The 11,322-nt window shown below is 64.3% G+C and carries 12 protein-coding genes and 3 tRNA genes; 7 read left to right on the top strand and 8 right to left on the bottom strand.

The genetic code is table 11. From position 1 onward, the window contains the following. Window positions 1-47: 47 nt before the first annotated feature. The 3 genes from AUL34_RS16145 to AUL34_RS16135 form a co-directional block, all read right to left on the bottom strand. A tRNA-Glu gene (locus tag AUL34_RS16145) sits at window positions 48-122 on the bottom strand. A gap of 127 nt (window positions 123-249) precedes the next feature. Beyond that, window positions 250-1,311: a D-Ala-D-Ala carboxypeptidase family metallohydrolase gene (locus AUL34_RS16140; RefSeq protein WP_061935766.1), complete on the bottom strand. Its 1,062-nt coding sequence runs from the start codon at window positions 1,309-1,311 to the stop codon at window positions 250-252. A gap of 208 nt (window positions 1,312-1,519) precedes the next feature. Beyond that, entirely contained in the window at window positions 1,520-1,960 is a 441-nt protein-coding gene (locus AUL34_RS16135) for a VOC family protein (protein WP_061935764.1), read from the bottom strand. A 328-nt stretch (window positions 1,961-2,288) separates the two neighbouring features. On the opposite strand from AUL34_RS16135, the gene AUL34_RS16130 reads away from it, so the two are divergent. The 6 genes from AUL34_RS16130 to AUL34_RS16105 all read left to right on the top strand — a co-directional run bounded on the left by AUL34_RS16130 (window position 2,289) and on the right by AUL34_RS16105 (window position 5,088). Next, entirely contained in the window at window positions 2,289-2,864 is a 576-nt protein-coding gene (locus tag AUL34_RS16130) for a cold-shock protein (RefSeq protein WP_061935921.1), read from the top strand. Then, window positions 2,864-3,319, top strand: a complete 456-nt coding sequence (locus tag AUL34_RS16125) for a DUF192 domain-containing protein (RefSeq protein WP_061935762.1) — start codon at window positions 2,864-2,866, stop codon at window positions 3,317-3,319. Before AUL34_RS16130 ends, AUL34_RS16125 begins: the two co-directional genes overlap by 1 nt. 89 nt (window positions 3,320-3,408) lie before the next feature. After that, window positions 3,409-3,485 (top strand) — tRNA-Pro (locus AUL34_RS16120). Window positions 3,486-3,499: 14 nt separating this feature from the next. Next, the gene (locus AUL34_RS16115; protein ID WP_082653434.1) at window positions 3,500-3,835 is read left to right on the top strand and encodes an ETC complex I subunit; all 336 of its coding nucleotides are present in this window, start codon (window positions 3,500-3,502) and stop codon (window positions 3,833-3,835) included. 18 nt (window positions 3,836-3,853) lie between these two features. Then, window positions 3,854-3,929 (top strand) — tRNA-Arg (locus AUL34_RS16110). 112 nt (window positions 3,930-4,041) lie between these two features. After that, window positions 4,042-5,088, top strand: coding sequence for an ROK family protein (locus AUL34_RS16105; RefSeq protein ID WP_082653433.1), 1,047 nt, complete (start codon window positions 4,042-4,044; stop codon window positions 5,086-5,088). 63 nt (window positions 5,089-5,151) lie between these two features. On the opposite strand, the gene AUL34_RS16100 is transcribed toward AUL34_RS16105, so the two are convergent. Beyond that, window positions 5,152-6,294, bottom strand: a complete 1,143-nt coding sequence (locus AUL34_RS16100; RefSeq protein ID WP_061935758.1) for a hybrid-cluster NAD(P)-dependent oxidoreductase — start codon at window positions 6,292-6,294, stop codon at window positions 5,152-5,154. Continuing rightward, the gene (locus AUL34_RS16095; protein WP_061935756.1) at window positions 6,291-7,547 is read right to left on the bottom strand and encodes an aromatic ring-hydroxylating dioxygenase subunit alpha; all 1,257 of its coding nucleotides are present in this window, start codon (window positions 7,545-7,547) and stop codon (window positions 6,291-6,293) included. The genes AUL34_RS16100 and AUL34_RS16095 overlap by 4 nt, the downstream gene beginning before the upstream one ends. 135 nt (window positions 7,548-7,682) lie before the next feature. Here AUL34_RS16095 and AUL34_RS16090 point away from each other — a divergent pair, with 135 nt between their 5' ends. Next, a complete protein-coding gene (locus AUL34_RS16090) occupies window positions 7,683-8,645 on the top strand; it encodes a GlxA family transcriptional regulator (protein ID WP_370539051.1) in 963 nt (320 codons plus the stop codon). Window positions 8,646-8,649: 4 nt separating this feature from the next. Here the strand turns inward: AUL34_RS16090 and AUL34_RS16085 are convergent, their stop codons facing one another. The 3 genes from AUL34_RS16085 to AUL34_RS16075 form a co-directional block, all read right to left on the bottom strand. Beyond that, complete coding sequence (locus AUL34_RS16085; RefSeq protein WP_061935753.1) at window positions 8,650-9,156, bottom strand: prolyl-tRNA synthetase associated domain-containing protein; 507 nt, start codon at window positions 9,154-9,156, stop codon at window positions 8,650-8,652. A gap of 199 nt (window positions 9,157-9,355) precedes the next feature. Further along, window positions 9,356-10,438 carry a glycine betaine/L-proline ABC transporter ATP-binding protein gene (locus AUL34_RS16080; RefSeq protein WP_082653432.1) on the bottom strand — a complete coding sequence of 361 codons (1,083 nt, stop codon included), beginning with the start codon at window positions 10,436-10,438 and terminating at the stop codon, window positions 9,356-9,358. After that, window positions 10,431-11,318, bottom strand: coding sequence for a proline/glycine betaine ABC transporter permease (locus AUL34_RS16075; RefSeq protein WP_061935750.1), 888 nt, complete (start codon window positions 11,316-11,318; stop codon window positions 10,431-10,433). Before AUL34_RS16075 ends, AUL34_RS16080 begins: the two co-directional genes overlap by 8 nt. Between the last annotated feature and the right edge of the window lie 4 nt (window positions 11,319-11,322).

Here is an 11,322-nt window from a genome sequence, read left to right as displayed (position 1 = left end):
AGCGGAGAATGCTCTCGGCGGAAGGCTGTAGATCGAAGGAAAAGGAGTGGTACGCCCGAGGGGAATCGAACCCCTCTCTCCACCGTGAAAGGGTGGCGTCCTAACCGATAGACGACGGGCGCGGACGAGTGGGTCTATACGGCGAGTCGCTGGACGGCGCAACCCGGAAACGATGTCGGCGAGCAGCTTTTCAGGGATGCGCCGGCATCGCCGCCAGAAGGGTCGAGCCGGCGTATCGAAGCGGGTTCGTCAGGTCGTCTGGCGACGACGGCAAGGCCAGTTCCAGTCGCGCATCTTGCCGACGTCGATGTGGATCGCAGCCGTATGGCAGTAGGTGCCGACGCCGCCGCGGCCCGGCAGCGCGCGCACGAACCGGGCGACCTCCTGGCCGTTCACTCCCGGCACGTGCAGATCGGCCGCCTTGCAGGCCATGTGCATCGACGCCTTGGCGCCGTTGACACGACGGTTGTGCGATGGCGAGCGGAACCCGGAGGTGATGACCACCTTCTGCTTGAAACGGGTCTCGACCTGACTGATCAGCGCCATGAGGTTGGAATCGAAGCAGTTCGTCACGACGTCTTCGCGCTGGATCAGAAGACCGCTTGGTGCGAGGCGCGCGATGCCCGACAACGATGCGAGCTGATAGCTGCTGCCGATGTCGTCCATCAGCTCCGAATCGACGGATGCACGTTGCCCGATCTCGAACAGCGACTTCGGGTCGACGCCCGGCAGCGCGTTGGTGCCGTTGTCGACGTCGGCATCGGATCGCTGATGCACCACGACGCGGTTGCTCTTGCCGGCTTCCGCGTTGCGAAGCGGCGTCTTGGCCTCGGACTGGTTGTAGAGGGATGCATAGAGAGAGCGGTCGGCTTCCGCCTTCCGGGGCGCCGCGAAGGCCGCGACGGGTGGGCTGGACGTGCGCGTCAGGAAGTTGCCGGGCTTGATCCCTCCAGCTTCCGCGACCGCCACAGCCTGCTCGTCGGTTCTGGCCGGCGCATCCGTCTCGGCGATCTTCGCAGCAGTCGATGGGCTGATCTGTTCAGCGACCCGCTTTGCGGGAGATGTCGGTGGGGCGGCGCCCTCCGCGGTCTCCGTTTCCGATCCGTCCTCGGACGTCTTCGAGGCCGAGGCGTCCTGCTCGATTGCGTCCTCGACGGACTTGGGTTCCGGTGCCTGAGCGAACCCGAAGGCGTTGGTTTCGTCCACCGCCGATACGCACCCCCCGAGGAGAGGGGCGAGCGACACGACGGTCGCCGTCAGGATGGCCTTGCGCGACACCGCGCGGCGAACGGAGAAGAATCGTTTGGTCAATCGGTCGTCCACCCTCTCGACGATGGCGTCGCAATGCCCTCGTCCAAGCCATGACCGACGCCCACAATGGACGTTCGGCAGACTGCCGCCTCACTCGCGTTCGCTTCCCCAAAGCGCGGACCCGCGAAGGCCCGACCGCGAAAAAGTGATCAATTGGTTATCACTGTGTCGTTTCCGAGGCTAGTGTTGCCTCGGTTCACCATGAATTCTACCAGGTGCCGGTGTTCGGCATCGACGACCACGGCTCCGCCTGCGGCTTCGCTTCGCCGCGCTGGAGGATCTCGATCGAGATCTCGTCCGGCGATTTGACGAAGGCCATGCGACCATCGCGGGGCGGGCGATTGATCGTCACCCCCTGGTCCATCAGCCGCTGGCAGGTCTCGTAGATGTCGTCCACCTCGTAGGCGAGGTGACCGAAGTTGCGTCCGCCGGAATAGTCCTCGGCGTCCCAGTTGTAGGTCAGCTCCAGCAGCGGCGCCGCTTGCGAGCGTCCAGCGGATTCGTCGTCGCGCGCCGCCAGGAAGATCAAGGTGAAGCGCCCGCCTTGGCTCTCGGTCCGGCGCACCTCGACCATGCCCATCTTGCCGCAGTAGAAGTCGAGGGACCGATCGATGTCGGTGATCCGAACCATCGTGTGCAGATATCGCATAGGTCTTTGCTCCGAACGTCGTTCCGTTGCGACATAGTGGCGACGCCCGATCTGCCAATACGGCGCCCACTCGACCACGCCTTAAGCGCGCGCCTTTTTGCGAACCTTGCGCGGGCGCGCCGGGTGGCAGTTTTTTTCGGTGGAACGCGAAAAACGACGGGTCGAAGGATTCCCAAACTCACCATTCAAACTATTCTGAAACCTCAGGTGATCGTTTGACGAATGGCATCGGATCGCGAATGCTGACGTGTCCTGCATGGAGAAGTGGACGGCCGGTGCAAAGCCGTTCCCGTGGCGGGCCGCGGCGGCCGACGAGGCAATACGTTCGATGACAGTGCGTGCACCCACCATATCTGCTCACGAGGAAGACAGCGTTCCACAGGCGCTCGATCTCGAGACGGTGTCGGGCCGGATTAAGTGGTTCGACGTCGCGAAGGGCTTCGGCTTCATCGTGCCGGACGAAGGAGGGGATGACATCCTCCTCCATGTCACGTGCCTGCGTCGTGACGGATTCTCGACCGCGCTGGAAGGGGCCACCGTGGTCTGCGAAGTTCAGCGGGGCGAGCGGGGTCTGCAGGCGTTCCATGTCCTCAGCATGGACACGTCGACCGCCGTCGCGCCGAGCCCGGCATCCCCCGGCCGCACGCACGTCCAGGTCGTTCCGACGAGCGAATTGGAACGCGCGTCCGTGAAGTGGTTCAACCGCAGCAAAGGCTACGGCTTCATCTCCCGGGGCGAGGACACGGAGGACATCTTCGTGCACATGGAGACGCTGCGTCGTTGCGGCATGGCGGAACTGCGCCCCGGGCAGGATGTGCTCGTGCGGTTCGGGCAGGGCGAAAAAGGCTTGATGGCAGCGGAAATTCACCCCGTGTCCGGGCCGATCCGCGTGGGGACGCACTGATGGTGTCCGGTGTCACGCCGTTCCTGCGTGCCGTCGCCTTGACGCTTCCGGTAGTCCTGACCCTTGGGACCGCAGCCCAGGCGGACACGGCGACCCTCGTCACGGCCTCCGGCTCGCATGCGATCGAGGTCGAGGTTGCCGCCACGCCGAAAGAGCGCGAGATCGGCCTGATGAACCGCGAAAGCCTCGCGGACGATACGGGGATGCTCTTCGACTTTAGGGAAAGCCGTCCCGTCAGCATGTGGATGAAGAACACGCTGATTCCCTTGGACATGCTGTTCATCGACAAGACAGGGACGATCGTGCGAATCGCACGGAACGCCAAGCCGCACTCGCTCGAAACCATTCCATCGGGCAAGCCGGTTCGCTATGTCCTGGAAATCAATGGCGGGGCGGCGGCGGGCTATGGAGCGAAGGCGGGCGACCGGCTGGAGCACCCGCTGATCAAACCGTGAAACCAAGTGTTGGGCATAAGGCCGGCATCGCATTGCGCCGCTTCCAGCCTTGGTCTAGAAGCCCAGTGTTTCGGATGGTTCCGGTTCGTCGGAGCGTAGCGCAGTCTGGTAGCGCATCTGGTTTGGGACCAGAGGGTCGCAGGTTCGAATCCTGCCGCTCCGACCATTTCGGACACACCGTTGGACAACGAATTCGGAGACGGCACGAACATGGTGGCCCGCATCTATCGTCCGGCCCGCACGGCTATGCAGTCGGGCAAGGGGAACACCCGCGAATGGCTGTTTCTGTATGAGCCGGAAGATCCCAAGACCGTAGAGCCGCTGATGGGCTACACGTCCTCGCGGGACATGCGCTCGCAGATCCGCCTCTCGTTCGAGACCAAGGAACTGGCGATCGAATATGCCGAGCGCAACGGCATTCCGTATCGCGTGGAAGAGCAGCATATCGCCGGTCGACCGAAGGTGTCCTACACCGACAACTTCCGCTACGATCGCGCCCAGCCCTGGACGCACTGACCGCGGCTCAGCGCCCGCGGCCCCGTAGCTCAGTGGATAGAGCACCGGCCTTCTAAGCCGATGGTCGCAGGTTCGAATCCTGCCGGGGTCGCCATTTGCCTGCCTCGCCGGTTCCGCGGCTCCGGGTGATGCTCGCGAAAAGTTGCCGGAACTCGGCGGTCCATTCCGTCTTTGGCTTTCGAACAGCCCAGGACGGGATGAGACGAATGGACCCACTTGCGAGCGCGCTCCCTGTTCGCCACGGCGAGACGCGGTTCTCCGACGTGGAAGTGCGTAGCTACAGCCTTCCCTTGAAAGACGGCGACACGTTCCTCGGCGACCTTGCCAGCGGATCGGAGTTCCGGAAGGTGCTTCGCCGCGAGCGTCATCGTATCGACGCTACGGGGCACCCACCCTTTGGAAGCGACCGTACGCACGAGCTGACTGGTGACGATCTTGATGCCGCGCTGCGCGAAAGGAACTCGACCGCGGAAGGGCGTGTGATCGAAAACGCCATCGGCGCCTTTTCCCAGCGGTTCGCGGCCGTGCTTGCGGAGTTCCTGGAAACGGCGGAATGGCGCGGCACGCAACGCGTCGTCTGCGGCGGTGGGCTGATGGAAGGCGATGTCGGCGCCGAGCTGGTACGACGAACCCAGTCGCGACTGCGCGTGGACCGCCCCGATCTGGAGTTACGGCGCCTGCATCATGCTCCCGACGAAGCGGGAATGATCGGCTGGACCGTTGCCGCGCCCGCTGGAGCGCTGGAGGCGGGCGAGGCATTCGTCGCTGTCGATATCGGTGGCACGAACGTTCGCTGGGGCATCGTTCGGTCCGCGCACTGGAAAGACGGTCCGCGATCGGCGAGCGTCATTCGGCACGACAAGTGGTGTCACGCGGAAGAGGACGTAAGCCGCGAAGCGGTGGTGGAGCGGATCGCCAAGGGAATTCGTGGAATGGTGCGTCACGCGCAATCCAACGGCATCCGGCTTGCACCGTTGGTAGGCCTTTCGTGCCCAGGCATCGTGTGCTCCGACGGACGGCTCGCGCGCGGGGGACAAAACCTTCCCGGCGACTGGAGCGACGGCGAGTTCGAGCTGCCGAAGGCCATCGCGGCTGAAGTCGGCGCGATAGCCGGTCGGCGACCCGCAGTCGTGCTTCACAACGACGCAGTGGTACAGGCGCTGAGCGAACTGACCGAGATGCGCGATGTGGAACGGTGGGCAGCCGTGACTCTGGGGACGGGTTTGGGAAACTGCAGCTTCCAGAATCACTGACGCGCCCGGACCGGAGCGCGCTTGGAGTCGAGCCTCTACCTCAGGCGCCAGACGCGGCCGCGTTCAGCGTTCGATCACAAGGTTGCTCGTCGGTTTGGAACAGCAGAGGAGCACCATGCCGGCGTCGATCTCGCGCTGGCGGATGCCGCCCTGGTGGGTCATCTCGACGGTGCCCGACACCTTCTTGGACTTGCATGTGCCGCACAGGCCCTGCGAACACGAGGATGGAAGGCGCATGCCGGCCCGCTTCGCCGCTTCGAGCACCGTCATGGTCTCGGCCACCTCGATGCTGCGACGGGTCTTGGTGAACTCCACGGTATAGGTCTGGATCTCCGGCTCGGCCTGCGCCTCGCTTTCGAGCTGCGTTTCCGCGACCATCGCCTCGGCCTGTTCTCCAGCGGACAGCGCTTCGAAGTTGAAGCTCTCGTCATGGTAATGGCCAAGGTCGAAGCCGGCTGCGACGAGCATCTCCCGAACCGCCGTCATGAAGGGTGCGGGTCCGCAGACGAAGACCTCGCGGTCGAGGAAATCCGGCGCGACGAGATCGAGGATCCCGCGGTTCAGGAAGCCTCGCAGTCCGCTCGACGGCGACAGCGGCGTCACGTCCTGCACGATCGGCACGAAGCGGAAGGAGGCGTTCACGCGCGCCATCCCTTCCAGTTCGTCGCGGAAGATGATGTCGGCGGGGGAGCGTGCCGCGTGCACGAAGACGACGTCTTCCTGCTGGCCGAGATCCTGGAAGGTCCGGGCCATCGACATCAGCGGTGTGATGCCGCTGCCGCCCGACAGGAACAGGTACTTCCGGGCAGGGTGCGCGCTGCAGGTGAACTCGCCCATCGGTCCAACGGCACGGATGGTCATGCCGGGCTTCAGATTGTCGTGCAGCCAGTTGGAGACGGGGCCGCCGGGCACGCGCTTCACGGTCAGGGACAGCCGGTCAGGACGCGTCGGCGCGGAGGAGATCGTGTAGCAGCGGTAGATCACCTCGCCGTCGATCTCGAAGGCGTAGGTCATGAACTGACCGGGCCGGAAGCGGAAACGCCCGGGGACCGCCGGCTTCAGCACGAACGTCTTCACGTCGTGCGTCTCCTGCCAGACGGCCTGGCAGACGAGTGCGTCGTCCGCCTCGCTGTCCCAGATGCCGTCGGCCAGGTCGATGGCGGCGGGAGCGACGCTTGGGTTCTGTCCGACGTCTCCGATCGTCATTTGGAGAGGTAGTCCGACATGCGCGCCACATACCAGCGGATGAACTTCTCGACGAGCATTTCCGTGTTCGGCGAGTAGGGACCCGGCTCGTAGGCCGGGCTGAGCGCGCCCTGCTGGCACATCTCGACGAGGCTTGCATCCTGGGCGTTGGTGGCGGTCCAGACCTCGATGAGGCGGTCGATCTCGTAGTCGACGCCTTCCACCGCATCCTTGTTCACGAGCCACTTGGTGCGAACGAGCGTGCGCCCCTCGTCGAGCGGCAGCACCGAGAAGGTGACGATGTGGTCACCGAGGAAGTGGTGCCAGGAATTGGGTTGCGTCCAGAAGGACAGGCCGCCGAGCTTGGTCGTCGAGAAGCGGCCGAGCGGAATGCTGCAGGCCGCCCGCGTATCCATCGTGTGGCTTTCACCGTCGCCGTCCAGCGGCAGGCGCTCCGTGCGGAAGCCGCTGACGAGCGTATCGAGTTCCTCGATCTCCCGCGACGGCAGCCCCATGTCCTCCCATTCGGCATGGCTCGTCTGGCGCAGCGCGTCGTAACGCTGGGCATTCTCGAGGTCGATGGGGTCCATCTCCTCCGGCGAGAAGCCGAAGCCGTAAGCGAACAGCGGGACCGTCAGCTCGGGATGGTTCGCCTCGCAGTGATAGCACTCGCGATTGTTCTCGAGCGTGAGCTTCCAGTTGCCCATCTCGATCAGATCGCTCTGATAGGCGATCTTGGTTCCACGGACGTTATGGGGCGCGATGTAGGGCCCCATGCGAGCGGCGAGCTGGTCGAAGTCCGCCGGCGGGTTGTCGGCAAGACATACGAAGAGCAGCCCTTCGACCGAGCGTAGATGCACCGGCTTCAGCCCCTTGCAGGACGGATCGAAGTCCGACCCCATGTGGGGAGCGTGGACCAGCCGGCCGTCGAGACCATAGGTCCAGGAGTGATACCGGCAGACGAGGTTGCCGACGGTGGTCTTTTCCTCGTCGATCAGCCGGGCGCCGCGGTGACGGCACACGTTGAAGAAGGCGCGGACCTCGTTGTCGTCGTCGCGGATGATGAGGATCGACGCCTTGCCGATGTCGACGGTTGCGACGTCGCCGGGCTCGGGCACATCCGGTTCCACGCCGACGTAGATCCAGTGGCGATAGAAGATCGCCTCCATATCGGCCTGAAAGACGTCGGGCGACGTGTAGAAGGGCGCTTCGAGGCTATGGCCGGGCTTGCGGCCATGAACCAGCGCTTCCAGCGAGTTCACCGTGTTCAACATGATGGATCGCGACTCCTACCGCGAGGGGCAACATGCCACTTCAGGCTGGAAGAATTCTCGTTTTTGAAGGCGCTGTCTTGAAGGCGTACGACAGCTATTTTAGATTTCACGACATTGTCGCAAACAGGTGTCGTCGTGACGCGCAGTTCGGAGTCCCGGCGTTTCGGCTTCATGCTGGTCGAGCGCTTCTCGATGATCGCGTTCACGGCAGCCGTCGAGCCGCTTCGTCTGGCCAACCGGGCCGCCGGTCGCCCGCTCTACGAATGGCGCCTGTACTCAGCGAACGGTGTGGCGGCCGAGGCCTCCAACGGCGTTCGGGTCGGCGTCGACGCGACGTTCCGTGAGGCGGGGGAGCTGGAAGCCGCTGTCGTTTGCGCCGGCGTGGACGTGCAAGCCGTCGACCACCACGATCTTCTGCCCGTCCTGCGGCGGTTGACGAAATCGGGAGCGACGGCGGGCGCGGTGTGCACCGGGGCCTACGTGCTCGCGAAAGCCGGACTGCTAGACGGCTATCGCTGCACGATCCACTGGGAGAACCGTCCTGGTCTCAGGGCGGAATTTCCCGACCTCGACGTCGGCGACGATCTTTTCGAGATCGATCGCGACCGCTTCACCTGCGCCGGTGGTGTCGCGGCCGCAGACATGATGCTGTCGCTGATCAAGCGGGATCATGGCGATGCGCTCTCGCGAGCGGTGACCGAGCAGCTTATTCACAAGCGCATCCGGGATGCGGGAGAGCGCCAACGGCCCGATCCCGGCAACAAACCGGGCGTCGCGCATCCGAGGCTGCAACGCGTCCTCGGCATGATGGAAGCGTCGATCGACAAGCCGCGCAGCATCGAGGACTTCGCAGATGCCGTCGCCCTGTCCCCGCGCCAGCTGGAGCGCCTGTTCACCGAGCACCTCGGCGTGTCTCCGCATCGGCACTACGTCAACATCCGCCTGGAACACGCGCGCCAACTGCTGCGCCAGACCCGGATGACGATCCTCGACGTGGCGATGGCCAGCGGCTTCAACTCGGCGTCGTATTTCTCGCAGAGCTACCACGAGCGGTTCGGCCATAGCCCGAGGGTCGAGCGAAAGGTGGTTGGCCTCTAGGGGCTCAAGCCGGACCCAGCGTATCGAAGTCGACGATCTCCGGTTTGTGGCCGGTGGCCTCGACCACCTTCAGCAGCTCGTCGCTCGTGAGCGATACGGTGGCCGTGTTCGCGAGCGGATGCACGGTGATGCGCGGCTTGGCGAGCATGTCCTTGGCCAGCACGAGCTGAACCGCGCCGCGCTTGTCGTTGACGAGGGCGAGCGGGCTCACCGAGCCCTGCTGGACGCCGAGCGCTTCGAGCAACGTCTCGCCGCTCGCGAACGAGAACTTCTTAGCCCCGACATGTGCTGCGAGGGCCTTCAGGTCGAGGCGGCGGTCGGTGGGGACGCAGACAAGCCAGAGCCCTCCCTTGGAGCCCTTGAGCAGCAGGTTCTTCGTGTGCACCCCTTCGAGACGGGTCCAATAGGGCAGCGCTTCCTCCACCGTGTGCACCGGCGGATGGTCGATCGCGACCGGGGTAATGCCGAGTTGCGTGAAGAGGGCGTCGAGTTCGGCGCGTGGATCTGCCATGGGTACCGTCGAATAGCGGTCGACCTACGACCGTTGCAGTTGAAAGGCGGCGATCGTTGTGCCGCTGCGCTCTGCCCAGTGGGGTCGGCTCCGCAGCGGCAGTGCAATCGACGAAGCCACCGCGGAGCTACATCCGATCCCCCGCCGCGTGAAGTCTCTTCCGATGCTGGACCGCGGATACCGCCGGGATGCGCGGCCTTCAGGGCGTGACCATGGCCGAGACGACCTTCGGCAGGGTGAGGCAACCCAGCGTCGTGCCGCGACCATCGGTGACGAGGATCAGGTTCTTGCCGGAGGCGAGGAGGGCGGAGACCGCCGTTTCGAGGAGGGTGTTCGCTGGCAGCTCGATCCCGTCAGCCCCGTTTGGAACGGGCTCGCCGTCCATCACCGCGGCGAGCTGGATGACCTTGCCGCGGTTCACGTGTCGCACGAACTCCATGATGTAGTCGTCCGCGGGTGACAGGACGATTTCCTGCCCCGTGCCCTGCTGGACAACTTCGCCGTCGCGCAGGATCGCGATTCGATCGCCAAGCCGCAGCGCCTCGTCGAGATCGTGGGTGATGAAGACGATGGTCTTCTTGATCTCCTTCTGGAGGTCGAGGAGGATCGACTGCATGTCGACGCGGATCAGCGGATCGAGTGCGGAGAACGCCTCGTCCATCAGGAGGATCGGCGCGTCGTTGACGAGCGCCCGCGCCAGGCCGACGCGCTGCTGCATGCCGCCGGACAGCTGGTGCGGGTAATGGTTCTCGAAGCCTGTCAGGCCGACGCGTCCGAGCCAATGCATCGCCGTATCGACCTGCCGACCGCGAGGAACGCCCTGCAGCTGCAAGCCGTAGACCGCGTTGTCCAGCACGGTGCGATGGGGGAGCAGCCCGAACTGCTGGAACACCATTGCGGTCTTGTGGCGGCGGAACTCGCGCAGTTCCTTCGGCGTCATCTTGCAGACGTCGACTCCTTCCACCAGCACCTCGCCGACGCTCGGGTCGATGAGGCGGTTGATGTGGCGGATCAGGGTCGACTTGCCCGAACCCGACAGGCCCATGATGACCTGGATACAGCCGGCCGGCATCGAGATGTTGATGTCGTTGAGACCGAGGACGTGCTTGTGCACCTCCATGATCTCCTGCTTGCCGATGCCCTTGCCGAGGAGCGGCACGATCTTTTCCGGGTTTCGGCCGAAGACCTTCGAAAGCTTACGGATCTCGATCCCATGTCCCAGGGGTGTCGACTGGCCGATGGCGGCAGAGGGACGCTGGAGCGGCGTCGTCACATCAAGCATGCCCGTGCTCCTTGTGCCGCTGCAGCCGCTGCCCGAACGCCTGGCTGATGCGATCGAAGATGATCGCGATGCCCACGATCGCCAAGCCGTTGAAGATGCCCATCGTGAAGTACTGATTGTTGATGGCGCGCAGCACAGGCTGACCCAGGCCCTGAACACCGATCATCGAGGCGATGACGACCATGGCGAGGGCCATCATGATGGTCTGGTTGATGCCCGTCATGATCGTCGGCATCGCCAGCGGCAGCTGAACGTTCACGAGCTTCTGCCAGGACGACGACCCGAATGCGTCGGAAGCCTCCAGCACCTCTTTGTTGACCAGTCGGATACCGAGATCGGTCAATCGGATGATCGGCGGAATGGCGTAGATGACGACGGCGATGAGGCCGGGGACGCGGCCGATGCCCATCAGCATCACCACGGGGATGAGATAGACGAAGCTCGGCAGTGTCTGCATCACGTCGAGGATCGGGCTGATCACGCGGCGGACGCGGTTTGAGCGCGCCATCGCGATGCCGATCGGGATGCCGAGTACGAGCGAGATGAGCGTGCAGACGAAGATCATGGAGATCGTCCGCATCGTGTCTTCCCACATGTCGAAATAGCCGATCAGCAGCAACGTGACGATCGAGCCGATGACGATGGGCCAACGGCGGCTCGCCGCCCACGCGAGGGCGGCGATCGCAAGGACGATGACGGGCCAGGGCGTGCTCATCATCACCCATTCAGACCAGATCAGCAGTTGCCGAAGTGGTTCGAACAGCGTCTGGATCGGGTCTCCCCAGGCCCGCGTGAAAGAGCGGAACGCGTCGTCGATTGTCGTGCGAAGCAGCCGCAGACGGCTGTCGTCCATGTGTGGAAACGTCCACAGCCAATCCATCGCG

The sequence above is a fragment of the Aureimonas sp. AU22 genome, assembly GCF_001463745.1.
GTDB lineage: Bacteria > Pseudomonadota > Alphaproteobacteria > Rhizobiales > Rhizobiaceae > Aureimonas.
Note: the sequence above shows the minus strand (reverse complement) of the source record. Positions and strands in the feature narration are given on the sequence as shown.